This window comes from Inquilinus sp. CAU 1745 (genome assembly GCF_039839375.1).
Taxonomy (GTDB): Bacteria; Pseudomonadota; Alphaproteobacteria; order DSM-16000; family Inquilinaceae; genus JBDOQU01.
In genome coordinates this window covers 1-24055 of the sequence record NZ_JBDOQU010000018.1, presented here as the reverse complement: position 1 = coordinate 24055, position 24055 = coordinate 1, and the positions used below count along the sequence as shown (strand labels likewise).

The 24055-nt window shown below is 68.7% G+C and carries 22 protein-coding genes; 17 read left to right on the top strand and 5 right to left on the bottom strand.

Annotation, left to right across the window (positions count from 1 at the left end; translation table 11 throughout):
* Positions 1-2 precede the first annotated feature (2 nt).
* The 17 genes from ihfB to AAFN89_RS17910 all read left to right on the top strand — a co-directional run bounded on the left by ihfB (position 3) and on the right by AAFN89_RS17910 (position 15776).
* Positions 3-284 (top strand): integration host factor subunit beta, encoded by a 282-nt coding sequence (ihfB, locus tag AAFN89_RS17990; RefSeq protein WP_347540597.1) that lies wholly within the window; start codon positions 3-5, stop codon positions 282-284.
* A 39-nt stretch (positions 285-323) separates the two neighbouring features.
* Positions 324-722, top strand: a complete 399-nt coding sequence (locus AAFN89_RS17985; protein WP_347540596.1) for a LapA family protein — start codon at positions 324-326, stop codon at positions 720-722.
* A 52-nt stretch (positions 723-774) separates the two neighbouring features.
* Positions 775-1743 (top strand): ornithine cyclodeaminase family protein, encoded by a 969-nt coding sequence (locus AAFN89_RS17980; protein ID WP_347540595.1) that lies wholly within the window; start codon positions 775-777, stop codon positions 1741-1743.
* Positions 1740-2924, top strand: a complete 1185-nt coding sequence (locus AAFN89_RS17975) for an AGE family epimerase/isomerase (RefSeq protein WP_347540594.1) — start codon at positions 1740-1742, stop codon at positions 2922-2924. Before AAFN89_RS17980 ends, AAFN89_RS17975 begins: the two co-directional genes overlap by 4 nt.
* An 18-nt stretch (positions 2925-2942) precedes the next feature.
* Positions 2943-3098 carry a hypothetical protein gene (locus AAFN89_RS17970; RefSeq protein ID WP_347540593.1) on the top strand — a complete coding sequence of 52 codons (156 nt, stop codon included), beginning with the start codon at positions 2943-2945 and terminating at the stop codon, positions 3096-3098.
* 79 nt (positions 3099-3177) lie between these two features.
* A complete protein-coding gene (locus tag AAFN89_RS17965; RefSeq protein WP_347540592.1) occupies positions 3178-4284 on the top strand; it encodes an FAD-dependent oxidoreductase in 1107 nt (368 codons plus the stop codon).
* A complete protein-coding gene (locus AAFN89_RS17960) occupies positions 4284-5381 on the top strand; it encodes an FAD-dependent oxidoreductase (protein ID WP_347540591.1) in 1098 nt (365 codons plus the stop codon). Before AAFN89_RS17965 ends, AAFN89_RS17960 begins: the two co-directional genes overlap by 1 nt.
* Before the next feature lie 155 nt (positions 5382-5536).
* Positions 5537-6256 (top strand): orotidine-5'-phosphate decarboxylase, encoded by a 720-nt coding sequence (pyrF, locus tag AAFN89_RS17955; protein WP_347540590.1) that lies wholly within the window; start codon positions 5537-5539, stop codon positions 6254-6256.
* A 4-nt stretch (positions 6257-6260) separates the two neighbouring features.
* Positions 6261-6923, top strand: a complete 663-nt coding sequence (locus AAFN89_RS17950) for a phosphoribosylanthranilate isomerase (protein ID WP_347540589.1) — start codon at positions 6261-6263, stop codon at positions 6921-6923.
* Positions 6924-7080: 157 nt separating this feature from the next.
* Positions 7081-8304: a tryptophan synthase subunit beta gene (gene trpB, locus AAFN89_RS17945; protein ID WP_347540588.1), complete on the top strand. Its 1224-nt coding sequence runs from the start codon at positions 7081-7083 to the stop codon at positions 8302-8304.
* The gene (gene trpA, locus AAFN89_RS17940) at positions 8301-9143 is read left to right on the top strand and encodes a tryptophan synthase subunit alpha (RefSeq protein WP_347540587.1); all 843 of its coding nucleotides are present in this window, start codon (positions 8301-8303) and stop codon (positions 9141-9143) included. The genes trpB and trpA overlap by 4 nt, the downstream gene beginning before the upstream one ends.
* A gap of 23 nt (positions 9144-9166) precedes the next feature.
* Positions 9167-10144: an acetyl-CoA carboxylase, carboxyltransferase subunit beta gene (accD, locus tag AAFN89_RS17935; protein WP_347540586.1), complete on the top strand. Its 978-nt coding sequence runs from the start codon at positions 9167-9169 to the stop codon at positions 10142-10144.
* Positions 10110-11408, top strand: a complete 1299-nt coding sequence (locus tag AAFN89_RS17930) for a folylpolyglutamate synthase/dihydrofolate synthase family protein (RefSeq protein WP_347540585.1) — start codon at positions 10110-10112, stop codon at positions 11406-11408. Before accD ends, AAFN89_RS17930 begins: the two co-directional genes overlap by 35 nt.
* Positions 11405-12628: a hypothetical protein gene (locus AAFN89_RS17925; RefSeq protein WP_347540584.1), complete on the top strand. Its 1224-nt coding sequence runs from the start codon at positions 11405-11407 to the stop codon at positions 12626-12628. The genes AAFN89_RS17930 and AAFN89_RS17925 overlap by 4 nt, the downstream gene beginning before the upstream one ends.
* 64 nt (positions 12629-12692) lie before the next feature.
* Positions 12693-13910: an ATP-binding protein gene (locus AAFN89_RS17920; protein ID WP_347540583.1), complete on the top strand. Its 1218-nt coding sequence runs from the start codon at positions 12693-12695 to the stop codon at positions 13908-13910.
* 82 nt (positions 13911-13992) lie between these two features.
* Positions 13993-14973 (top strand): manganese catalase family protein, encoded by a 981-nt coding sequence (locus tag AAFN89_RS17915; protein ID WP_347540582.1) that lies wholly within the window; start codon positions 13993-13995, stop codon positions 14971-14973.
* Positions 14970-15776 carry a DsbA family protein gene (locus tag AAFN89_RS17910; RefSeq protein WP_347540581.1) on the top strand — a complete coding sequence of 269 codons (807 nt, stop codon included), beginning with the start codon at positions 14970-14972 and terminating at the stop codon, positions 15774-15776. Before AAFN89_RS17915 ends, AAFN89_RS17910 begins: the two co-directional genes overlap by 4 nt.
* A gap of 36 nt (positions 15777-15812) precedes the next feature.
* Here AAFN89_RS17910 and trxA read toward each other — a convergent pair whose 3' ends face one another.
* The 5 genes from trxA to tsaE all read right to left on the bottom strand — a co-directional run bounded on the left by trxA (position 15813) and on the right by tsaE (position 23746).
* Positions 15813-16136 carry a thioredoxin TrxA gene (gene trxA, locus AAFN89_RS17905; protein WP_347540580.1) on the bottom strand — a complete coding sequence of 108 codons (324 nt, stop codon included), beginning with the start codon at positions 16134-16136 and terminating at the stop codon, positions 15813-15815.
* Positions 16137-16228: 92 nt separating this feature from the next.
* Positions 16229-19663 carry a double-strand break repair helicase AddA gene (gene addA / locus AAFN89_RS17900; RefSeq protein ID WP_347540579.1) on the bottom strand — a complete coding sequence of 1145 codons (3435 nt, stop codon included), beginning with the start codon at positions 19661-19663 and terminating at the stop codon, positions 16229-16231.
* Positions 19660-22569 (bottom strand): double-strand break repair protein AddB, encoded by a 2910-nt coding sequence (gene addB / locus AAFN89_RS17895; RefSeq protein WP_347540578.1) that lies wholly within the window; start codon positions 22567-22569, stop codon positions 19660-19662. The genes addA and addB overlap by 4 nt, the downstream gene beginning before the upstream one ends.
* Positions 22566-23285: a nucleotidyltransferase family protein gene (locus AAFN89_RS17890; protein WP_347540577.1), complete on the bottom strand. Its 720-nt coding sequence runs from the start codon at positions 23283-23285 to the stop codon at positions 22566-22568. The genes addB and AAFN89_RS17890 overlap by 4 nt, the downstream gene beginning before the upstream one ends.
* Positions 23282-23746 (bottom strand): tRNA (adenosine(37)-N6)-threonylcarbamoyltransferase complex ATPase subunit type 1 TsaE, encoded by a 465-nt coding sequence (gene tsaE, locus AAFN89_RS17885; RefSeq protein WP_347540576.1) that lies wholly within the window; start codon positions 23744-23746, stop codon positions 23282-23284. Before tsaE ends, AAFN89_RS17890 begins: the two co-directional genes overlap by 4 nt.
* Between the last annotated feature and the right edge of the window lie 309 nt (positions 23747-24055).

Genomic DNA, 24055 nt, shown 5'->3' with positions numbered 1-24055 from the left:
GGATGACGAAGTCCGAACTGATCCAGAGACTCGCCGAGCAGAACCCGCATCTCTACCAGCGGGACGTGGAGCGCATCGTCACCACCGTGTTCGAGGAAATCTCCGAGGCGCTGGCCCGCGGCCAGAGGGTGGAGCTGAGAGGCTTCGGCGCCTTCTCCGTCAAGCGGCGGGACGCGCGCGTCGGGCGGAACCCGCGGACCGGCGAATCCGTTCAGGTGACGGAGAAGTCGGTGCCCTTCTTCAAGACCGGCAAGCAGCTTCGCGAACGATTGAACACCCAGTAGCGCTGCCTGCCATCCAATCATCGAGGATCGATCGTCGCCGTGCGTCATCTGAGCTGGATCATCACCGTTCCGGTCGCCCTGCTGGCGATCTCCTTCGCGGTCTCGAACCGCGAATGGATCGATTTGACGATCTGGCCCCTGCCCTTCGCGCTGTCCGCGCCGCTCTATCTGCTGGTGCTGGGCGGGCTGGCGGTCGGCTTCCTGATCGGCGCGCTTCTGACCTGGATCGGCCAGCACGGCCATCGCCGGGACGCCAAGCAGCGCGGCCAGCGCATCCGGGAGTTGACCGCCGAAGTGAACCGTTACCGGGATCGGGAGAATACGGTGGAGGAGGAATCTGCCCGCGCGCGGGAGGCCGAACGGATCGCCACGGCGGAAAGCGCGTCCGATCGGGCGATCGCCCTGGAAAAGCCCTCCGCCGCCCGGCATTCTCCCTGACATCGCCGTCGGCGTCCGCTAGCCGTTTCACTAAAACAACAACGGGGTTTCCATGCGCGTCATCGGCGCCGCAGAGGTCGAAGCGGCGCTCGGCTACCGGGATCTGGTCGAGCGGCTGAGGGAAGCGTTCCGGAGCGAGATTGCGGTTCCGCTCCGCCACCACCACACGATTCCGGCGTTGGGTTCCGGGCCGGGTGTCGATCCCGCCACCCTGCTGCTGATGCCGGCCTGGCAATCCGGCCGCCATATCGGCATCAAGATCGTCACCGTCTTTCCCGGCAACCCGGCGCGGAGCCTGCCCTCGATCATGGGGGTCTACCTGCTGCTGGACGGCGGAACCGGCGCGCCACTGGCGCTTCTGGACGGGCCGGCGCTGACCGTCAGGCGCACCGCTGCCGCCTCGGCGCTGGCGTCCTCCTACCTCTCCCGGCCCGAATCGTCCCGCCTGCTGGTCGTCGGCACGGGCGCGCTGGCGCCCGAGCTGGCGCTCGCCCACAGCGCCGTCCGGCCCATTGCCGAAATCGAGATCTGGGGCCGGTCGCCGGAGAAGGCGCGCGCCGTCGCGGAGCGGCTGAAATCTTCGGGCGCCTCCGTCACCGTGTCTGACGATCTCGAAGCGGCGGTTGGCCGGGCCGACATCGTCACCTGCGCAACCATGGCGCGGGAGCCGCTGATCCGGGGCGGCTGGCTGAATGAAGGGGCGCATCTGGACCTTGTCGGCGGCTTCACCCCCGCGATGCGGGAGGCGGACGACGACGCGATCGGGCGCGCCACAATCTTCGTCGACACGCGCGAGGGCGCCACGAAGGAAGCCGGCGACATCGTCCAGCCGCTGGAGAGCGGAATCCTGACGAAGGAGTCCATCGCCGGCGACCTGTTCGACCTCGCCCACGGCCGCGCCGGGGGCCGGAAGGACGATCGGGAGATCACCTTCTTCAAGTCGGTCGGCACGGCACTGGAGGATCTGGCGGCCGCCCAGCTTGTCCACGAGAAGGACGGGGAGAAGGGAGACCGCCCGTGACCCTCTCCCTCGCCGGCCTGAATCCCGCCGCGCCGGCCGATCTCCGCGCCTGGCTGATGGAAACGGCGATGCCCTTCTGGGCGGAAGCCGGGATCGACCGCGCCCATGGCGGCTTCATCGAACGGCTGAACCCGGACCGGACGCAATCCGACGACGATTACAAGCGCATCCGCGTGCAGGGCCGGCAGATCTATGTCTTCGCCCACGCCCATATGATGGATGCGCCGGTCCCCGCCCTTGAGGTCGCGCGCGAAGGCTTCAGCTTCCTGGTCGATCGCGGCTGGGACCGGAATCGGGGCGGCTTTTATGGCCGGCTGAGCCGCGCCGGCGAACCGCTCGACCCGATCAAGGATTTCTACGACCACGCCTTCATCCTGCACGGCTTCGCCTGGCTCCACCGCGCCGGCGGCGACGGCGATGCGCTCGACTGGGCGCACCGCACGATGGGCTATATCGACGATGCGATGGCGGAGCCGCGCTGGCGCGGCTATCGCGAACATGCGACCGGGGACGCGGCGGACGTGCCGACCCCGCGCCGCCAGAACCCGCACATGCACCTGCTGGAAGCGGTGATGGCGATGTTCGAGGCGACCGGGGATAGCGCCTGGCTGGACCGCGCCGACCGGATCGTCGCCCTGCTGGAACGGCATTTCTTCGATCCCGATACCGGCACGCTGGGCGAATATTTCACCACGGACTGGAAGCCGGCGCCCGGCGGCAAGGGCGCGATCGTGGAGCCGGGCCATCATTTCGAATGGGTCTGGCTGCTCCACCGCTTCGCCGCCCTTTCCGGCGATGACCGCGCGCTGCCGATCGCCGAGGCGCTGCACGCCTTCGCGCTCGCCCATGGCGTGGATGGGGAGCCCGGCATGGTCCCGGCGGCTTTCGACGAGGTCGACCGGACGGGCGCGATCCTCGCCGGCAGCAAGCGCCTCTGGCCGCAGTCGGAGGCGGTGAAGGCCTTCCTCGCCCGCTTCGAACGCACCGGCGACCCGGCCGACCGCGACGCCGCGCTCGGCCATCTGGCGATGATGTTCGGCCCCTACCTCGCCGCCAATCACGGCGTCTGGCGGGACCAGCTTTCGCGTGACGGCAAGGAGATATCGGATTATATTCCTTCCAGCACGCTCTACCACCTCTATCTCTGCATCGCCGAGACCCTGCGGGTCCTGGACCGATGACCCTCTCCACGAATCGTCATGCTGGACCTGATCCAGCATCCATGCGTCGTTCGCGACCGGCACGGGCGGCGCTTCGCCTTCACCGGCGGTACGGCGTCGCCGGCCCATGGATTCCCGATCAAGTCGGGAATGACCAAAAAGGGAAGAACCCCGCCCATCAGCCCCCCGGAATGACGGCAAATGATGACGAATGATGACAAATGATGACACGCGGCAAACCCTGACCCGTTCCCGGAAGGCATAGAGGACCATCATGCGCGTTACCGTCATCGGCGCGGGAATCATCGGGCTGTCGACCGCCTGGGCGCTCGCCCGGCGCGGCCATTCCGTGACCGTGCTGGAGCAGTACGGAATCCCGAACCCCCTCGGCTCGTCGGTCGATCAGCACCGGCTGATCCGCTACGCCTATGGCGGCATGGCCGGCTACGCCGCCATGGTCGGGCCGGCCTACGCCGCCTGGGACCGGCTGTGGGGCAATCTCGGCCGGACGCATTATGTCGAGACCGGCACGCTCGCCATCGGCGGCGGGGACCATGAATGGCTGACGCAATCCGCCGCCACGCTGGAGGCGGCGGGCGTCGATATCGGCTGGCTGTCGATGGCGGAGCTTGAACGGCGCTTCCCGCTGCTGCGCTCCGACGGGCTGGAGCGCGCCTTCCATCTGCCGACCGGCGGCGTGCTGCTGGCCGACCGGATCGTGGAGGGGCTGGCCGGCCATCTCCGCCGGCTAGGGGTCGAGATCAGGACCGAGGCTCGTGTGACGGCGGTCGATCCCGATCGCGCCGTCGCGACGCTGGCAGACGGAACGACGGTCGAGGCCGACCGTATCATCGTCGCCGCCGGCCCCTGGGTCACGACCCTGCGGCCGGAGCTGGCGGTGCGGGTCACGCCCTCCCGGCAGGTGATCTGCTATCTCGCGCCGCCGGCGGAACAGGCCGCCGCCTGGGCCGCCATGCCGATGGTGCTGGACATCGATCCGAATCGCGGCTTCTACACCGTCCCGCCGGTGGCGGGGACCGGCATGAAGGTCGGCGACCACAGTTTCAGCCTGACCGGCCATCCCGATCGCGACCGGGAGGCGGCGTCTGACGAAGCCGACGCGCTGCTGGATGCCTGCCGCAACCGCTTCGCGGATTTCGCCGGCTTCGAAATCGACCGGCTGAAGACCTGCTTCTACACGGTGGAGAAGGAGGAGAAGTTCGTGGTGGAGCCGCTGGGCGACCGGGGCTGGGCGATGACCGGCTTCTCCGGCCACGGCTTCAAGTTCGGCCCGCTGCTGGGTGAGAGCATGGCCGAGACGCTGGAGGGCGCGCGCGACCCCGCCGCCTTCACCCGCTGGGCGGCGGGGGAAGCCGCCTGATGCGGATCGCCATCGTCGGCGGCGGCATCGTCGGCCTCGCCACCGCCTGGTCGCTGGCGCGCGACGGCCACGATGTCAGCATCTTCGACCAGGGGCCGATCCCGAACCCGGCCGGTGCGTCCTGGGACGAACACCGGCTGATCCGCCACCATTATCCGGACCGTCCGCTCCACGCCCGCATGGTCGGCGACGCCTATCGGGCATGGAACGCCCTCTGGGCCGATCTGGGCGAGGTGCATTATTTCGAGACCGGCGCGCTCGGGCTCTCCCGCTCAGGAGGCGACTGGACAGGCCGCGCGCGCGAGGCGGTCGAAGCCGAAGGGCTGGACCATGAGATTCTGCCGCCGGCGGCGCTGGCGGAGCGCTACCCCTTCCTGACGCTGGACGGCGTCCGCTGGGGCCTCTTCATGCAGCGCGGCGGGATATTGCTGGCCGACCGCATCATCGCCGGCCTTGCCGATCATCTGCGGCAGCGCGGCGTCCATTTGTTCGAGCATACGCCGGTCGCGGAGGTCGATCTGGAGCGTGGAGCGCTGCGCCTCGTCTCCGGCGTGGAAAGCGCCGCCGACGCGATCGTCCTGGCGACCGGCGCCTGGACGCCCCGGCTGCTGCCGTCGGAACGGGATCGGCTGCGGTCCCATCGCGTGCTGGTCGTCTATGCCGAACCGCCGGCGGAGTATGCCGAAGCATGGGCGTCCGCCCCCGCGATGGTCGATTACGGGTATCCCGACGATCACTGGTCCGCGCCGCCGGCCGCCGGAACGCGGCTGAAGCTCGCTGTCGCCGGCCATGGCCGGCCCGGCGACCCCGACGACGGCCGCGATATCCTCCCCGGCGAGGCCGAGGAGATGCTGGGCCTCTACCGGCCGGTGCTGAAGGATGTCGACCGGTACAAGGTGCTGGAGGCCCGAACCTGCTGCTACACCTATGCGCCGGAGGAACGGTTCGTGGTGGAAAAGCGGGGCAAGGGCTGGCTGGTCAGCGCCTGCTCCGGCCATGGCTTCAAGTTCGGCGCCCTGATGGGCCAGCGCGTCGCCGCCGGCATCACCGGCGCCATCGCCCCCGACGCGCTGGCGAAATGGGCGGCGGCGCGGTAAGAGAACTGAAAATACCAAATGCCCCCTCACCCAACCCTCTCCCACAAGGGGAGAGAGCTACCAACTTCACCCTCTCCCCTTGTGGGAGAGGGAGGGACCCGACCGCGCAGCGGGCGGGAGGGTGAGGGGTCCCAAGTCAACCGGAAGACCCGCCCATGACCGCCTCCCCAATCTTCTGCGCCGTCGACACGCCCACGATCGACGCCGCGCGCTCCCTCGCCTCGCGGCTGACGGGGCTGGTCGGCGGGCTGAAGCTGGGGCTGGAATTCTTCCTGGCGAACGGGCCGGACGGCTATCGCGCACTGGCCGGGCAAGACCTGCCGATCTTCCTCGATCTCAAGCTGCACGACATCCCCAACACCGTGGCGGGCGCGGTCCGTTCGGTGACGGCGCTGAATCCCGCCTTCGTCACCATCCACGCCTCGGGCGGGCCGGCGATGATGAAGGCGGCGGCCGAGGCGGCGCGGGAGACTGCCGATAAGCTGGGCGCGCCACGTCCGCGCCTGCTGGGCGTCACGGTGATGACCAGCCTCGATTCGGGCGATCTGGGCGCGGTCGGGCAGGATCCGGACATGGCCGCCCAGGTCGACCGGCTGGCCGAGCTATCGCGGGAATCCGGGTTGGACGGAATCGTCTGCTCGCCCCATGAGATCGAACGGCTGCGCCGCCGCATCGGCGAAGGCTTCACCCTCATGGTCCCCGGCATCCGGCCCCGCTGGGCAGCCGCCAACGACCAGAAGCGGGTGCTGACCCCGTCCGAGGCGATGGCGCTGGGCGCCGACCATCTGGTCATCGGCCGGCCCATCACCGCCGCGACCGACCCGGCCGAAGCCGCAAGGCGCATTGCGGATGAGCTTTCCGAGTCCCATTCTTGAGTCCATGAAACTCCAGGTGAAGATCTGCGGCGTCCGGACGCCCGAAGCGATCGCCGCTTCCGTCCAGGGCGGCGCGCGCTATGTCGGGTTTGTCTTCTACGCCCGCAGCCCGCGATCCATCGAACCGAACCTCGCCGCCGAGCTGGCCCGGACGGTGCCGACGGGAATCCGCACGGTCGGGCTGTTCGTGGACCCGGACGACGCGTTCCTGGAGAACGTGCTGGGCCGCGTGCCGCTGGATATGATCCAGCTCCACGGGTCGGAGACGCCGGACAGGGTGGCGGAGATCCGGCAGGATTTCCCCGCTGCGGTTATGAAGGCCGTGAAGATCGGCGCGCCGGAGGATCTGAAGACGGCCAAATCCTATGACGGGATCGTCGACCGGCTGCTGTTTGATGCCAAGCCACCCGCCAACGTCGCGGCGCTGCCCGGCGGCAACGGCGTTCCGTTCGACTGGTCGCTGCTGGCCGGCCGCGAATGGCTGTCCCCCTGGATGCTCTCGGGCGGCCTCACCCCCGGCAACCTGGCCGAAGCGGTCGCCGTCACCGGCGCGCCGGCCGTCGACGTCTCCTCCGGCGTCGAAGACCGCCCGGGCCACAAGGACCCGGCGCTGATCGCCTCCTTCCTCGCCGCCGCCGCCCGGCTGGAGGCGGAACGGGTCGACTGATTCCGAAACCATCGCCGCACCCCGAAAATCGAGGGGCAGGCTTGCGAAGCGTCATGTTGGCAGGGTCGAGGCTTGCCGCTATGGTGCGCGACTTCGCCCGCGCCGGCCGCCGCCGTCCGCGAGACAGGTTCGGCCCCGAGGAGTCCCTCGCCCAGCGATGACACAGCCTGCAACCACCCCGAACACCTATCGCGCCGGCCCTGACGAAAGCGGTCATTTCGGAATTCATGGCGGCCGGTTCGTCGCCGAGACGCTGATGCCGCTGATCCTGGAGGTGGAGAAGGCCTATGCCCGCGCCAAGGACGACCCGGCCTTCAAGGCTGAGTTCAGGCATTACCTGACCCATTATGTCGGCCGGCCGAGCCCGCTTTATTTCGCCGAGAGGCTGACCGCCCATTTCGGCGGCGCGAAGGTCTACTTCAAGCGCGACGAGCTAAACCACACCGGCGCGCACAAGATCAACAATTGCGTCGGCCAGATCCTGTTGGCCCGGCAGATGGGCAAAAAGCGGATCATCGCGGAGACGGGTGCCGGCCAGCACGGGGTCGCGACGGCCACCGTCTGCGCCCTCTTCGACCTGCCCTGCACCGTCTATATGGGCGAGACGGATATCGAGCGGCAGAAACCCAACGTCTTCCGGATGAAGCTGCTGGGCGCGGAGATCGTCCCCGTCAAATCCGGCAGCCGGACGCTGAAGGACGCGATGAACGAGGCGCTGCGCGACTGGGTGACCAACGTCGCGGATACCTACTACCTGATCGGCACCGCCGCCGGGCCGCACCCCTACCCGATGATGGTGCGCGACTTCCAGTCGGTGATCGGGCAGGAACTGCGCGACCAGATCATCGACGCCGAGGCCCGGCTGCCGGATACGCTGGTGGCCTGCATCGGCGGCGGGTCGAACGCGATCGGCCTGTTCCACCCGTTCCTGGACGACCGGGAGGTGGCGATGCACGCCGTGGAAGCCGCCGGCCACGGGATCGAGACGGGGAAGCACGCGGCGTCGCTGACCGGCGGCCGGCCCGGCGTGCTTCACGGCAACCGCACCTATCTCCTCCAGGACGAGGACGGGCAGATCGCCGAGGCCCATTCCATCTCTGCCGGACTGGATTATCCGGGCATCGGGCCGGAACATTCCTGGCTGCACGATATCGGCCGCGTCCAGTATGTCTCCGCGACGGATAAGGAGGCGCTGAAGGCCTTCCAGCTCTGCGCCAGGATGGAAGGCATCCTGCCGGCGCTGGAGCCGTCCCACGCGCTGGCCCATGTCGCGCGCATCGCCCCCACCCTGCCGAAGGACCATATCATCGTCATGAATCTCTGCGGCCGGGGCGACAAGGACATCTTCACCGTGGCCGACGCTCTGGGAACGACGCTGTGAGCGACGCCAAGCCGAGCCAGCGCCTGGAACGCCGTTTCGCCGCCCTGAAGGCGGAAGGGCGCGCCGGCCTCGTCACCTTCATCACCGCCGGCGATCCCGACCTGGAGACCGGCTACGAGATCCTGAAGGGCCTCCCCGACGCCGGCGCGGACGTGATCGAACTGGGGATCGCCTTCACCGATCCCATGGCCGACGGCCCGGCGATCCAGGCCGCCGGCCTGCGCGCGCTCAAGGCCGGCATCACCCTGCGGAAGACGCTGGGCCTCGTTGAGAAGTTCCGCAAGCAGGACGGCGACACGCCGATCATCCTGATGGGCTATTTCAACAACATCTACGCCTATGGCGTCGATTCCTTCCTGGCCGACGCGGTCGCGGCCGGGGTCGACGGGCTGATCATCGTCGACCTGCCGCCGGAAGAGGATGAGGAACTGTGCCTGCCGGCGCTGAAGGCCGGGCTCAACTTCATCCGGCTGGCGACGCCGACCACGGATGACGCCCGCCTGCCGGCCGTGCTCGCCAACACCAGCGGGTTCGTCTATTACGTCTCCATCACCGGCATCACCGGCGCGGGATCGGCCCAGTCGACCGATGTCGAGGCGGCGGTGGCGCGTTTGAGGCGGCATACCGACCTGCCGATCGCGGTCGGCTTCGGGATCAAGACCCGCGATCAGGCGGCGGAGATTGCCCGTGCGGCCGACGCCGCCGTGGTCGGTTCGGCCATCGTCAGCCGAATCGCCGGAAACCTGTCGGGGAACGGGGCGGCGAACCCCGGCCTCGTCGATGACGTTCTAAGCATGGTGCGCGACCTCGCCGATGGCGTGCGCGACGCGCGCCGCTAGGGTACGAGGGAGATACAGATCCGATGAACTGGCTGACAAATTTCGTTCGCCCGAAGATCCGCGCGCTGGTCGCCAAGCCGGAGACGCCGGACAATCTCTGGCACAAATGCCCCAATTGCGAGGCGATGATCTTCCACCGTGACCTGGAGGCGAACCTCAACGTCTGCCAGCATTGCGGCCACCATATGCGCGTCGCGCCGGACAAGCGGCTGCCGATGCTGTTCGACGAAGGCGAGTACAAGACGATCGAACTGCCGAAGGTGACGGTCGATCCGCTGAAGTTCCGCGACAGCAAGCGCTACACCGACCGGCTGCGCGAAGCCCAATCCAAATCCGGCCGCAACGACGCCGTCGTGGTCGCCCATGGTGAGATGGGCGGCATGAACGTCGTCGTCGCCGCGTTCGATTTCGGCTTCATGGGCGGATCGATGGGCATGGCGGTGGGCGACGCCCTGCTGGCGGCCGCCCGGCTGGCCGTGCTGCAGCAGGCGCCGCTGATCGTCATCCCCGCCTCCGGCGGCGCGCGGATGCAGGAAGGCATCCTCAGCCTGATGCAGATGCCCCGCACCACCATCGCGGTGGACATGGTCAAGGAGGCGGGCCTGCCCTACATCGTTGTCCTGACCGATCCGACGACCGGCGGCGTCACCGCCTCCTTCGCGATGCTGGGCGATATCCATGTCGCTGAGAAGGGCGCGCTGATCGGTTTCGCCGGGGCCAAGGTGATCGAAGGTACGATCCGCGAGACCCTGCCCGAGGGCTTCCAGCGGGCGGAATACCTGATGGACCATGGCATGGTCGACATCGTCGTCCACCGGAAGGACCTGCGCGGCACGCTGATCCGCGTGCTGGACCTCCTGCGCCGCCCGATGCCGGCGGCCGAGGTGGTCGATCTGCATGAGGACGAGGAGCCATCGAAGGAACCGGTGGCATCAAAAGAACCGGTGACGTCGAAAGCCAGGGGCAATGGCGAATCGGCCGACCTCCGCGCCGCCGACTGACGCCGAGGCCGCCCTCCGGCGGCTGAAGGGCCTGCATCCGTCGACCATCGATCTCGGTCTGGACCGCGTCCACCGGCTGCTGTCGGCGCTGGGCGATCCGCACCGCCGGCTGCCCCGCGCAATCCATGTCGCCGGGACGAACGGTAAGGGATCCACCGTCGCCTTCCTCCGCGCCTTCCTGGAAGCCGCCGGATACCGGGTCAACGCCTATACTTCCCCCCACCTTATCCGCTTCAACGAACGCATCAGGCTGGCCGGCCAGCCGATCGATGACCGGGTGCTGGTCGAGTCGATCGGCCGGGTCGAGGCGGCGAACGAAGGTCAGCCGATCACCTTCTTCGAAGCGACGACCGCCGCCGCCTTCCTCGCGATGGCGGAGAGTGCCGCCGACGTGACGCTGCTGGAGACCGGGCTGGGCGGCAGGCTGGACGCCACCAACGTCCTCGACAGGCCGGCCGTAACCATCATCACGCCGGTCGGCATGGACCATATGGCCTGGCTGGGCGACAGCCTGGCGCTGATCGCGGCGGAGAAGGCGGGAATCCTGAAGCCCGGCGTTCCGGCGATCATCGCGCCGCAACCGGCCGAAGCGGAAAAGGCGCTGCTGGAGAAGGCGGCCGCCATCGGCGCGTCGATCGACCGGGACTGGCGGGTGGAAGCGACGATTGAGGGCTTCCGCTTCCTCTCTTCGGCCCGGTCGCTGGATCTGCCGCCGCCGGCGCTCGCCGGCGACCATCAGTTGAACAATGCCGGCGCGGCGCTGGCGGCTCTCGCCCACCTGTTCGATATCGAAGTCCCGGACGAGGCGATTCGGACAGGACTCAGGCAGGTCGAATGGCCGGGCCGGCTGGAGCGGATCGGATCGGGAGCGCTGTTCGACCGGCTGCCGGCGGGGAGCGAGCTGTGGTTCGACGCCGCCCATAATCCGGAGGGCGGGCTCCAACTCGGCCGTTTCCTCCGCACCCTGCCCCGGCGTCCGACGGTTCTGGTGACGGGCATGTACTACGACAAGCGGGTGGAAGGATTCCTCGCCCCCCTGGCGTCGCTGGTCGACCGGATGGTCGCTGTGGAGTTCGAGGGCGAGCAGCCCTGCCTGCCGGCGTCGCGGCTGGTCGAGGCGGGGGCGACACTGGGCATCCCGGCCGTCGATGGCGGCGCGCTGGAGCGAGCCTTTGAGGACCTGTCCGACAGCGCGCCGGCACGAATCATCGTCTCCGGCTCCATCGCGCTCGTCGGCCGCGCGCTCGCCGCCAACGCCCGATGACCGATTACCAATCCTGTCTGGACGCCATCTTCGAAAGCTTCCTTGGCAGCCGCCCCGCGCGTCTGGGCCGGCACGACCGGGACATCCGCGACCCCCGGGCGATCCTAGACATCGCCGCGCGCCACGACCTGCTGTCTCCTCCGGAAAGGACGGTGAAGATCACCGGCAGCAAGGGCAAGGGCACCACCGCCCGGCTGGCGGCAAGCTGGCTGGGCGCGCAGGGGGTGGGGCCCGTCGGCCTCTTCATCTCTCCCAACGAGATCGACCAGGCCGACCGCATCCGGATCGACGGGGAGCCGATCGGACATGCCGACTTCGTCCGGCTCTACCGGCGGTTCGAGCCGGAGCTGGCAGATCTCGGCAAGGCGTTCGGCCCCGCCCGGTATCTGTCGCCCTTTGGCATCTTCCTGCTGATCGCGCTGGCCTGGTTCAAGGAGCGCGAAATCCGATACTTCGTGCTGGAGGCGGGCCGGGGCGCGGCATTCGACGAGGTCGGGCGGCTGCCGGCGCATCTGGCGGTCGTCACCTCGCTCTTCACCGACCATGCCGACCAGATCGGCCCGACCCTGGGCGACATCGCGCGGAACAAGATGGCGATCGCCGAAGGCACGCGTCGGACGATCCTTGGGCCGGACGTACCGGGGATTCTGCGCGACAATGGCATCGCGGAGCCGCCCGATGCCAAAATCGTCGCGCCGCCTCCCGCGACAGGTGAGCTTCCGCGCTGGGTGGCGCTCGACCTCGCCATCGCCCGGATGGCGGGGCGCACGCTCATCGGGTGGAACGGCGACAGCGAACGGCGGTCCGACTGCCCGGTCGTCACGGGCTCCTTCGGCCGGCTTTCCTGGCGAAGCGTGCCGCTGACCTATGACGGGTCGATCCGGTTCCAGGATTTCGACCGCGACGGCTTCGAGGCCTTCGTCCGCCACCATCCCTCGACCCTGGTCGTCCATTCCTGGTCGGACCAGAAGGACGGCGCGCCTTTCCTGGCCTGGTTCCGGGAAAAGGGCGTGGCGACGCGGGCCGTGGCGCTCTCCAACCTCGACATGCACACCTATCGTTCGTCCGGCGATGAAGCGGCCACGGTCGATTTCACCGACAGCACCGCGCTCGGCGCGGTCTTCGATGCTTTCGTCGACGAACTCCGTCCGGACGGAATTTATGCGCTGGGCATCCAGCCGTTCCTCCGGTTGCTGAAGCAGGCGGCTGGACGCCTTTAGGGGTTTTGTCACAAAAGTCTGATACCGTCCCGCCCGTCGCCGAACGTGCTCCAGGATGGACTCCTTGCCCGACACCAACCTTCCCGACGCGATTGCCGAGGATCTGACCGCGGGCGACCTGCTGCTGCCGGCGGAAACCATAGGGATCGACACGTCCTGCGGAAGGGCGTTCGAAATTCTGGTCGACCATCCCGAATGGCCCAACGTGGTCGCGGTCGACGATGGCGGCGCGGTGGCCGGCCTGATCGACCGGGTGACGCTGTTCACGACCTTCGCCCAGACGCTGCTGCGCGACCTCTACGAAAAGCGCCCGATCTCCCGGCTGATGGACCGTTCGCCCCTGATCATCGACCGGCGGACCGACCTCAACACGATCAGCCGGCGCATCAGGCTGGAGAAGCCGGAAGCCCTTTCCCAGGGATTCGTGATCGTCGACAGGGGCCGCTATCTGGGGATCGGCACGTCGCTCCAGCTCATGACGCTGGTCGCGGAGCAGGCGTCCCGCCGGTCCGCGGCGCTGGAGGAGGCTCGTCACGCGGCGGAAGCGGCCAACCGCGCCAAATCGGCCTTTCTGGCCAATCTGAGCCATGAGCTGAGGACGCCGCTCAATGCGGTGATCGGCTTTTCCGAAGTGCTGGAGGGCCAGTATATGGGCCCCCTCGGCCACCCGCGCTATCAGGAGTATGTCGGCGACATCCGGTCGAGCGGCCAGCACCTGCTCAACCTGATCAACGACCTTCTCGACCTCGCCAAGGCGGAGGCCGACAAGCTGGTCCTGGAGGAACAGGCGGTCGATCTGAGAGAGATCGCCCGATCCTGCCTGCGGCTAATGAACGATCAAGCGATCCGCCAGAAAGTCGCGCTGGAGGCAGCCATTCCGCCCGTCCTGCCGTCGCTTGTCGCCGACCCGGGAAAGCTGAAGCAGATGATCCTCAACCTCCTGTCAAATGCCGTGAAGTTCACCCCGCCGGAGGGCCGCGTCCAGCTTTCCATAGCCTCGGAAGGCGACGGCATGTCCGTCATCCGTGTCCGGGACACCGGGATCGGCATGACGGAAGATGAACAGAACAACGCGATGCTGCCCTTCACCCAGATCGACAATGCCCTGTCGCGCAATCACAAGGGAACCGGCCTCGGCCTGCCGCTGACCCGGCGGCTGGCCGAGCTTCATGGCGGCCGGCTGGAGATCGACAGCGCGCCCGGCGAAGGGACCGTCGTCACCCTGCGGCTGCCGGCCGACCGGCTGGGGGCGGAGCGGGCGATGATGCGAGCGGCGTCCTGACGACAGGGAACCAGCGCCCCTCCCTTCTATTGGAGACGAAAGGCCGGCTGGCCGGCTCACGTTTCCCGAGGGAGCAGACGCCATGTTCTATCACGTCAAGGAATTGCAGTTTAATGCGCGGGTCTCGCGGCCCGACCCCCGCTTCGCGACATTGCTGCTTGAGCAGTTCGGCGGCGGCAATGGCGAGTTGAAGGCCGCGATGCAGTATTTCACCCAGGCCTTCGCCGCGCGGAAGCCCTATCCGGAGAAGTACGATCTTCTCATGGATATCGCGACCGAGGAGTTCAGCCATCTTGAGATCGTCGGTGCGACGATCACCATGCTGCTGGACGGCATCAACGGCGAGTTGAAGGATGCGGCCGAGGCCAATCCGATCACCGGCCTGAACGGCAAGGGCGCCAAGGAAGGGCTGATCCAGGAGGCGCTGAGCAACCCTCAGTTCCTGGTCCTCTCCGGCGGCGGGCCGGTCGTGACCAACAGCCAAGGCTCCCCCTGGTCCGGCTCCTATGTCGACGCCAACGGCGACCTGTCGGTCGACCTGCGCTCCAACATCGCGGCGGAGAGCCGTGCGAAGATCGTCTACGAATATCTGATGAAGTTCACCGACGATCCCTACGTCCACGACACGCTGCGCTTCCTGATGACGCGGGAGATTGCGCACTTCAAGATGTTCTCCGCCGCGCTGGACACGATCCAGCCGAACTTCCCGCCGGGCATCCTCCAGGGCGACCCACGCTACACCCACACCTACTTCAACATGTCCAACGGCGTCGACGCCCGGGGGCCGTGGAACGAGGGCCAGGGTCCGTGGGACGATGGCGAGAAGTGGGAATATGTCCAGGACCCCATCCGCCATGTCGTCGACACGATGGGTGAGGTCGACCACAAGCCCGACGGCGTGAAGCAGAGCCAGGCCGATGTGGACAAGAAGGACAAGGCGCTGTCGCGCGAACGCAGCACCGAGGTCAAGAAGGCGTCCTCCAGCAAGGACGGAAGCCAGTGGTCTTCCTATCCGCAGACGAAGCTGACCAGCCCCATGGCCATCGAGCAGCGCCAGAAGTGAGCACGACATCGACCCTTGAAAGACCGACCGCCGTCGCGGAAGCCTCCGGTCCCGCGGCGGTGGAAATTACCTACTTCACCGATCCGCTCTGTTGCTGGTCATGGGCGATGGAGCCGCAATGGCGGCTCCTTCGCTACGCCTTCACGGGCCGCCTCTCCTGGCGCATGCGCATGGGCGGAATGATCGCCGGCTGGGGCAGCTATGACGACCCGCTGAACTCCGTGCACCGGCCGGGCCAGATGGGCCCGCTCTGGATGGCGGCGGAACAGGAGTCCGGAATGCCCATGGATACCGGGCTGTGGGTCGAGGACCCGCCCGATTCATCCTGGCCCGCCTGCGAGGCGTTCAAGGCCGCCGAGACACAGTCCCCCCATCTCGGCTCCCGCTATCTGCGCAGGCTGTGGGAGGCGGCGATGACCGGACGGCAGAATATCGCCCGGCGCTCCGTCCTGCTGGACATCGCCTCCGGGGAAGCGGCCGGCGGGCTGGACGTCGCGCGCTTCGAAGCCGATCTCGACGGCGGTGCGGCGCGGAAGGCGTTCCATGAGGATCTTAAGGAAGCGCGGTATCTGGAGATCGGCCGGTTCCCGACGCTCATCCTGCGGGGGCCGGGCGGCGGCCGAAGGGTCCTGACGGGCTGGCGGCCCTATGACGCGCTGGAGGCCGCGATCCTGGCGCTGGCGCCTGAGCTGGGACCGGGAAACCATCCGGCGGACCCCGAACGATATGCCGCCTGCTGGCCCTCCATCACCCGGCGGGAGATGAAGGAAGCCTTTCCAAAGGAAACGGCCCCCGCCGGATGACGGGGGCCGCGCAGGTTGGAATATGCCCGGAGGCGGTCAGATGTTCGATTCGACCCACTGATAGAGGGCGCTCTTCGGCAGGGCGCCGATCTTGGTGGCGGCGACCTGCCCATCCTTGAACATCATCAGCGTCGGGATGCCGCGCACGCCGTATTTCGAGGGCGTGCCTGGATTATCGTCGATATTGATCTTCGCGACGGTCACCTTGCCGTTCAGTTCGGTCGCCAGATCCTCCAGCGCCGGGGCGATCATTTTGCAGGGGCCGCACCATTCGGCCCAGAAATCCACCAGGACAGGCCCGTCGGCCTTCAGAACGTCGCTGTCGAAGCTGCTGTCCGTGACGGCTTTGGTGATGTTCATTCTCCAAATTCCTTTCTTCCAGGGAACGCGGCCAAACCGCGCCGCCATGGTGAGAACGCGTGCCCTAAATTAGGTGGCGGCCCCTTGGCCGGTCAAGGTGCGTGGGGATCGAGCCTGCCCGGCGTCAGGCGCATCAGCCTGGGGCCATCGGTCCACAGCAGCGCGCATTCCACGGTCCGGCCGGGATAGATCAGTTGCAGGGCGGATCTGTAGATCGCCATCTGGCGAAGATAGGCGACCGGCACCACCTCCTCCGCCTGCGGCGGCGGGCGGTTGGTCTTGTAGTCGACGATCATGATTTCCGTCGGCGTCACCACCAGCCGGTCGATCTGGCCGGAGATCGTGCGGCTCCCGACCGTGCCCACCACCGGAATCTCCGCCCGGCTGCCCGGGCCGAACAGCGCGCCGAAGGCGGGATCGCGCAGGATCGCTAGAATCTCCGCCGCGATCGCCTGCCTTGCCGCCTCCGGAAGGTCGGATGCCTGCCGGCCTAGATAGCGCGCCGCGGCGGCGTCCCATCCTTCGGGGTCCAGATCGGGCAGCACCTGCAGCAGCGCATGCACCAGCCGGCCGCGCCGAAAGCGAACGCCGTCGTCCGCCGCCGCAAGCGGCGACCGCGCGGCCGGGTCGGAATCGTCGGGCCGTGAGGGCGTCAGCGGGGCCGTCGGCTCCGGCTCGACGGGCGGCGGCCGGCGCAGCCAGTCCGGCGGCGACGCCTCCGGCCGCGCCCTCTCGATCATCGCCGACCCCTCCGCCGGAGGCCTCGTCTGCGGAACGACATGGCGAAGCGCCGGCCCGGCCAGCCCTTCGATCTCCACCGCCTCCACACCCTCCATGGCCGCGATGCCGGCGGCGCACAGGGCATGCCAGCTTCCGTCCGCCACCCCCCGGCTTCCGTGATGGCCGCAGATATAGAGCCGGTCCTCCGCCCGGGTCAGGGCGACATAGAGCAGCCGCCTGTATTCCTGGTCCCGCCGCCGGTTCGCGCGGGTGCGCGCGGCACTGGTCAGGCTGTCCTCGTTCTCCCGCCGGCCCGCCCATAGCGGCGCTTCCATCCCGTCATCGGGCCACAGGATCGCGGGGCTCTTGTCGGGGACCGAGGTTGTGTCCGGCAGGAAGACGATCGGCGCCTGAAGCCCCTTCGATCCATGCACGGTCATGATACGGACCTGGTCGTGCCCGGCGGAGTCAAGCTCCCGCTTCACCTGCGATTCGCCCGCCCGCACCCAGTGGAGGAACCGCTGGAGGGAAGGCGGGTACTGCTGCTCGAACGCCAGGGTCAGGCTGAGGAACTCCTCTAGCGGGTCTTCGGCGTCGAAGCCGAGGCGGCCCAGCATCGCCCGTCGTCCGCTGCCCGCATCCGCCGGGCAGGGCCGGACCAGCAGCCCGGCGAACAGCTCGTGAGGCGCGACGAAATCGGCCTGGGCCAGCAGGCCGGCCAGCCAGCCGCGCACGGGACGCACGCTATCGTCTGCCGCGGCCCGCGCCGACAAGGCCACCCACAGCGTTCCCTCCCGTTCGTAGGCGATGTCGAACAGCTTCTCGTCGTCCCAGCCGACGAGCGGTCCCTTCAGCACCGTAGCGAGGATCAAATCATCGTCCGGCAGCAGCAGGAAATCGGCGAGCGCCAGCAGGTCCATCACCGCGAGCTGGCGCGTCAGCACCATCCGGTCGAGGCCGGCCACCGGGATGCGCCGTTCCTTCAACGTCCGCACCAGTTCGGCGAAGAAGCGGTTGCGGGTGCGCACCAGCACCATGATGTCGCCCGGCATCACCGGACGGCCCTTCGATTCCAGCACCTCCCCGTCATCCAGCCAGCGCCGGATGGTGCCGGCGATATGCCGAGCCAACCGGGCGGCCGGATCCTCCAGCGTCTCCTGCCGCGTCGGCGGCGACCATGCCTGCTCGTCGCCCGTTTCCGGCGGCGCGATCGACGGCCACAGCTCGACTAGCCCGCCATCGCCCATCCGGAAGGGCCTGTGGGCGATTATTTCTGCCGGATCGGTTCCGACGCCGTCCCTTGCCGCCTCCTGCGCGAAGACGGCGTCGACGACGTCCAGTACCGCCGCCGTCGACCGGAAGGAGGTGTTGAGCGCGATCGGTCGCCAGGGATGGCTGGCGGCGGCCGCGCGATCCTGGAAATGGGCGCGCATCCGGGCGAACTCCGCCGGATCGGCGCGCTGGAAGGAGAAGATGGATTGCTTGTCGTCGCCGACCACGAACAGTGTCCGGTCGCCGTCGCGGACACCCGCCCCCGCAAAGAACTCCTCCACCAGCGCCGCCACCACCTGCCACTGGTCGGGGTTGGTGTCCTGCGCCTCGTCGATCAGGATATGATCGATGCCGCCATCCAGCTTGAACAGCACCCAGGCGACGCCCGGATCGTGCAGCAGGCGCGCTGTCGTCAGGATCAGATCATCGAAATCCAGAAGCGCCTCGCGCTCCTTCCGTGCGCGGTACTCCTCGACCATGGCGTGGCCGATGGTCAGCAGCGCCGAGGTGTTCGCGGCCACCATCGCCGCCTTCCGACGATCGGCCACCCGAAGCAGCCGTTCCTGCTCCGCCGCCAGGACCTCCGGCACGTCCGGCGCGGCCGCCGCGGGCTTCGCCGTGATCAGCTTCGCGCGGGGATCGCCATCCTTCTTGAGATAGGCGTCGAGATATCTCTCGAACGATTCGGATCTTCCCGCCGGATCGGCCAGCCAGGCGCCGATTGTTTCACCGCGTTGAACATCGGTCGACAATCCTGTCGCCAGCACCTCCGTCGCGCGCTTCAGGCCAGCGCCATCGAAGGCCGCATCCGCGCACGCCTCTACGACGACCGCCGACTCATCCGTCCCCGGCGCAACGCCCAGATGCCCGCAGATCGCGCCGAACACCCCTGGCAGGTCGCCGAACGTCTCCACCAGACGCGCCAGCCGGCCCCGCTCCCGCGTCAGGTCTGCCATCAGGCCGGAGAAGCCATCCTCGCCCACCTGCGCCGTGACCCGGTCCAGCGCCTCGGCGATGGCGCCGTCCGGCGTCTGCAGCAATTCGTTCCTCACCGACTCCAGCCGCTCGGCCGCCGTCCGCTCGTCCATCAGCTTGAAGTGCGGCGGCAGCCCGGCCTCCAGCGGGAAGCGGCGCAGCAGGGATTGGCAGAAGGCGTGGATGGTCTGGATCTTCAACCCGCCCGGCGCGTCCAGCACATGGGCGAACAGCCGGCGGGCGCGGAGCGTCAGGTCTCGTTCCGGCCGGCCGGCCAGCAGCTTCGCCAGCGCGGCCTCCAGCGTCGCCTCGTCGGCGACGGCCCATTCGGCGAGCGTCCTGTTGACCCGGTTCGCCATCTCCGCCGCCGCAGCCTTGGTGAAGGTGAGGCAGAGGATCTTCTCCGGCGCGGTGCCGACCAGCATCAACCGCAGCACCCGGTCGGTCAGGACCTTGGTCTTGCCGGTGCCGGCGGAAGCGCCGACCCAGACCGATGCTTCCGGATCGGCCGCCCGCCGCTGCAACACGTCGGGCGTGATGTCGAGTCCGTCCGGAATCATGCCTCGCCCCCCTCCGGGCCGGAGGACCATTCCTGGACCCGGGCCAGATGCGCATAGTCGCTGAACCTCGGCGCATAGGCCGGGCGGGGGAAGGAGAGGTAGGGCGTCGCCGGATCGTCGAACCGCGCGACCAGAGCCGCGAACCCGCTCCGCGCGCCCTCGATCAGCTCCGGCAGCGGCACATCCTTCACCTTGACCTGCTTGATCTCCCCCGCCGGACGGTTGCCGGTCAGCCGCCAATGCTCCAGCCCCGCCACTTCGCCTTCCAGCGCCGCGCCGAACCCGCCTTCCCGCGCCATCGCCGCCTCCAGCGGCAGTTGAGGAGAATAGCCCTGGGCCATGTCCCCGGCGCTGGGAACCGCGCCGGTCTTGTAGTCGATGATGACCAACCCGCCATCGCCGTCCCGGTCGATCCGGTCGGCCCGCGCGGTCAGCGCGAACCGTCCGGCCGGGGCGCCGATCATCATGTTTCCCGCGATCTCGGTCGCCGCCGGGGTCAGCCCGCGATGCCGGCGCTGGATTTCCCTATCGACGAACCATTCCGCGATCCGGACGAAGCGCGGCCACCAGAAGGCGCGAACGCCCGGATAGGCGATGATCTCGCCGAAGGCCCGCTGCCCGTGATCCAGCAGTCGCGCCAGCGAATCCTCCGGCAGGTCGCCGCCGATCTCCTCCAGGAAACCGCTCAGCGCGCTATGGATGATGGTTCCGCGATCGGCCGCGCCGGGGTCCGCTTCCAGCGGATCCAGCGGCCGGAGCTTCAGGATATGGCGGGCATAGATGGCGTAGGGGTCGGTCATCCAGAGACCGATCTCGCTGACCCGGAGCTTCCGGGGACGCGCCTCGACCGGCGGCCTGGGGGAAGGCGGGGCGATGGCGGCGACCCGCTCCGGCCGGTCCAGCGCCTGCGCCCAATCCGCCCATGCAGGCGGCTCCTCCAGCCGCGCGCCGACCCGCGCCAGCACCGTGTCCAGCCGCAGCAGCCAGCGCGACGGGACCGTCGGCGCGCCCTCGACCCGCGCCGCGCGGCTCAGCACCACCTCCGGCCCGGCCAGGAGCTGCGCGAAATCATGCGCGGCGAGGCCGATCCGCCGTTCCGGCGACGGCAGGCCGAATGCCTGGCGCATCGGCCGGGACATCCACGGATCGGCGGCCGGTTCGGCGGGCCAGGTCCCTTCGTTCAGCCCCGCCAGGATCATCGTATCGGCGCATTGCAACCGCGCCTCCAGCGGCCCCCAGATGGAGAGGCGCGGGTGGCTTCCATAACGTGGCCTAACCACCCGGTCGGCCATCAGCGCCTCGAACAGGCGCGGATAATGCCGTCCCGCGATGGGCGGGAAGCCGGCGGTCGCGGCCCGTGCCTCCTCCAGGAAGGAAGCGGCGGCCTCGCCATCATCATGCCGCCACAGGATGTCCGCCCCCGGCGACCCATCCGCCGCGGCCAGCCCCTCGACGAAACCGATATGGGCGTCGATCAGGTCAGGCAGGACGGCCAAATCCGAAGTCATGAGCGACAGGAACGGAGCCGCCAGCGCGCCGACCCGCTCCAGCCATCCGGTCAGTTCCGCGCCGTGGGGAGAAGCGGCGGCCCTCAGCCCTTCGAATCCGGCGGCGGGTCTGGGCCCGCGCAAGGCGAGGAGTTCCAGCGCGCGCAGGAGCCGCCGGTCCGCCTGCCCCGCCGCCAGCGGATGCTTCAGCAGGGCCAGCAGCGACAGCGGGCCGACCTGTTCGGCCGCCAGCGAGGTCGCCAGACGCAGGAAGGCGCCGACCGCCGTTTCCGCCAGCGGGCGGCCGGCGCTGTCGTCCACCTCCACGCCCCAGCGGGCGAGGGACGACGCGACCCGTCGCGCCAGCCCCCGGTCGGGCGTCACCAGCGCCGCCGTCCGGCCGGGCGTCTCAAGCGTCTGCCGGAGGATGATGGCGATGGTCGCCGCCTCCTCGTCGGGGGCGCGGCTGTCGATCCGCTTCAGCCCCTCCAGCGCCGCCGCCGGCACGGACTCCAGATGCTGCCAGGCCTCCGTCGTCGCGGCGGGGCGCAGCGTCTCGCGGATCAGGATCGACCGGTCGCGTTCTGTTTCGCTGGCTGGCCAAGGCGCGACATCCCGGCGGGCGAGGCCGAAGCCGCCGATCAGCTTCTTCAGCCCGAACTGGGGATGGCTTTCGTCGATGGCGTCCCAGCCCTCGTCGTCCATTTCCTGGTCCAGGCCCGGCAGGACCACCGCTCCTTGAGGCAGGCCGGCGACCGCCTTCAGCAGCGCCGCCGTCGCGGGGATGGAGCCGGTGGACCCCGCCGCGATCACGGGGCCGGCCGGCGGCCGCTTCAGCCAGCTTTCCGTCCGCAGCCCAAGCAGCCGGTTACGCCGCTCCGCCGGATCGACCTCCCCCCGTTCCGCCAGGATCGCGGGCCAGTGCTCTGTCACCAGTTTCAGGAAGTCGAGCGTCACCTGCCAGTGCTTCGCCAGATCGTCCGGCGCCAGCGTCGCCAGCCGGTCGAAGCCCAGCCCTTCGGTCTGGACCTGGTCCAGCAGGCGGGCCAGGTCGGCGGCCAGCCAGGCCGCCTGGTCGGGCGGGACCGGGGAATCCGCCCGCGCCATGATCAGCCGCGCCAGCAGCAGGCGACGGTCGAGCGCTGGGATCGCCGGCGGCAGGTCGATCGCCAGCCCGTCCTCCCACAATTCCGCCGATTCCTCGTCCAGATCGCCGATAGGGTTCATGCGCGGCAGCAACATCGGCCTGCCGCCCGACAGGCGCAGGAACGCCTCCCTCAGTGAGCGGCAGGCCCGCCGGGTGGGCAGCAGGATGATGAAATCGCCCAGCGTCCGCGGATCGTCGCCGGCGCGGTCCAGGATCCCTTTGGCCAGCGCATCCAGGAACGGGCGCGAGGACGGAATGGTGAAGATTCTCATGGCTGGAGCCAGCGGACATTCTCCTCCGCCAGGGCGGCCTGCGCGTCCTCCAGCCCTCGCGGCGTGCCGACATGGAACCAGGCTCCGTCATGCACCAGCCCCCAGAGCGCGCCGCGCTCCAGCGCCTCGTTCCAGATCGCCGCCATCGGCCGGTCGCCGCCGAACAGGGCCGGCGAGACAAGCTGGACCCCGGCATAGTAGTAGGGCGCGATTTGGCCCGCCTCCCGCGGTTCGATTCGGCCCAGCGGATCGAGATGGAAGTCGCCGCGCCCGTCCATGCCGACCGCCTTGGGCGTCGCCATCAGCAGAAGCAGCGCCTGCATCTCCTTCGGGTTCCAGCGGCCGGCCATCCTCTCCAACGCCGGCGTCGGCCCGTCCAGCCACAGCGAATCGGCGTTGACCGTGAAGAACGGCTCCTCGTCCCGCCAGGGCTGGGCGTTCCGGATGCCGCCGGCGACGCCCAGAAGCTCATCTTCCCGGACTATCCGGATGCGCGGGGATTTCCGGCCCTTCAGATGAGCCTCGATCAGCTCCGCCTTGTAGTGCGCGTTGATCGCCGCCTCCTCGACCCCCGCATCCTGAAGACGGTCCAGCGCGTGGTCCAGCAGGGTTCGACCGCCGACCTCCAGCAGCGGCTTGGGAACGGTATCGGTCAACGGTCGCATCCGCTTGCCCAGGCCAGCGGCCAGGACCATCGCGCGCGTCGGTTTGATCATGGAAGTGTTCCGATCGAGGACCAGCGATTTCCAATTCCGACGATTTCCGCGATGCGCTCGTCCGGCGTCGCGCCGTGGCGCAGGAGGATCTCCAGCCGCTCCGCCGGTAGCAGCGACCCCAGCCGGTCGGGCCACTCCACCAGCGCGATGCCCTCGGCCCGCGCCTCGTCCCACCCCAGTTCGACCACCTCGTCTTCTCCCGACAGGCGGTAGAGGTCGAAATGCCAGATCGGCGGCGGCACGGAATCGTAGACCTGGACCAGCGTGAAGGTCGGGCTGGGCGCCTCCACCTCCGCCCCCAGCCACGCCCGGATCAGCGCACGGGCGAAGCTGGTCTTGCCGGCGCCCAGATCGCCGCGCAGCGCGACCATGTCGCCGCGCCGCAGCAGCGGCGCCAGCCGCCGGGCAAGGGCGCGGGTCGCCGCCTCATCCGGCAGCGAGAGCATATCGTCGGATCGCATCGTCATTCCGGGCCGGATTGTCGGGGTCCGGCCCTTCCGGGGCAAGGTCGGATTTGTGAACGTTTTCACAGGCCGCCGCCGCTTCCCCGGCGGCGAAGAGTCTGGCGCGGCCTCGTCCGCCATCGACGCCACATGGATGCTGGATCAAGTCCAGCATGACATTGTTTTTATTGGTAATTCCGGCCTCCGAGCCGGCAACTGTGTTGTCAGGCCCAGGCTTTACGGTCTCTGAGCATGGCGTTGAGGTGGGTGAGGAGCTTTCTGGCGACGGCGATGATGGCGACTTTCTTGGTGAGTGAGCGGCTGTAG

What these genes read in the sequence shown, in the direction of transcription:
- ihfB (WP_347540597.1), top strand. Translation starts at nt 3, where the DNA reads ATGACGAAGTCCGAACTGATCCAGAGACTCGCCGAGCAGAACCCGCAT.
- AAFN89_RS17980 (WP_347540595.1), top strand. Translation starts at nt 775, where the DNA reads ATGCGCGTCATCGGCGCCGCAGAGGTCGAAGCGGCGCTCGGCTACCGG.
- AAFN89_RS17970 (WP_347540593.1), top strand. Translation starts at nt 2,943, where the DNA reads ATGCTGGACCTGATCCAGCATCCATGCGTCGTTCGCGACCGGCACGGG.
- AAFN89_RS17965 (WP_347540592.1), top strand. Translation starts at nt 3,178, where the DNA reads ATGCGCGTTACCGTCATCGGCGCGGGAATCATCGGGCTGTCGACCGCC.
- AAFN89_RS17960 (WP_347540591.1), top strand. Translation starts at nt 4,284, where the DNA reads ATGCGGATCGCCATCGTCGGCGGCGGCATCGTCGGCCTCGCCACCGCC.
- pyrF (WP_347540590.1), top strand. Translation starts at nt 5,537, where the DNA reads ATGACCGCCTCCCCAATCTTCTGCGCCGTCGACACGCCCACGATCGAC.
- AAFN89_RS17950 (WP_347540589.1), top strand. Translation starts at nt 6,261, where the DNA reads ATGAAACTCCAGGTGAAGATCTGCGGCGTCCGGACGCCCGAAGCGATC.
- trpB (WP_347540588.1), top strand. Translation starts at nt 7,081, where the DNA reads ATGACACAGCCTGCAACCACCCCGAACACCTATCGCGCCGGCCCTGAC.
- accD (WP_347540586.1), top strand. Translation starts at nt 9,167, where the DNA reads ATGAACTGGCTGACAAATTTCGTTCGCCCGAAGATCCGCGCGCTGGTC.
- AAFN89_RS17930 (WP_347540585.1), top strand. Translation starts at nt 10,110, where the DNA reads ATGGCGAATCGGCCGACCTCCGCGCCGCCGACTGACGCCGAGGCCGCC.
- AAFN89_RS17925 (WP_347540584.1), top strand. Translation starts at nt 11,405, where the DNA reads ATGACCGATTACCAATCCTGTCTGGACGCCATCTTCGAAAGCTTCCTT.
- AAFN89_RS17915 (WP_347540582.1), top strand. Translation starts at nt 13,993, where the DNA reads ATGTTCTATCACGTCAAGGAATTGCAGTTTAATGCGCGGGTCTCGCGG.
- trxA (WP_347540580.1), bottom strand. Translation starts at nt 16,136, where the DNA reads ATGAACATCACCAAAGCCGTCACGGACAGCAGCTTCGACAGCGACGTT.
- addA (WP_347540579.1), bottom strand. Translation starts at nt 19,663, where the DNA reads ATGATTCCGGACGGACTCGACATCACGCCCGACGTGTTGCAGCGGCGG.
- addB (WP_347540578.1), bottom strand. Translation starts at nt 22,569, where the DNA reads ATGAGAATCTTCACCATTCCGTCCTCGCGCCCGTTCCTGGATGCGCTG.
- AAFN89_RS17890 (WP_347540577.1), bottom strand. Translation starts at nt 23,285, where the DNA reads ATGATCAAACCGACGCGCGCGATGGTCCTGGCCGCTGGCCTGGGCAAG.
- tsaE (WP_347540576.1), bottom strand. Translation starts at nt 23,746, where the DNA reads ATGCGATCCGACGATATGCTCTCGCTGCCGGATGAGGCGGCGACCCGC.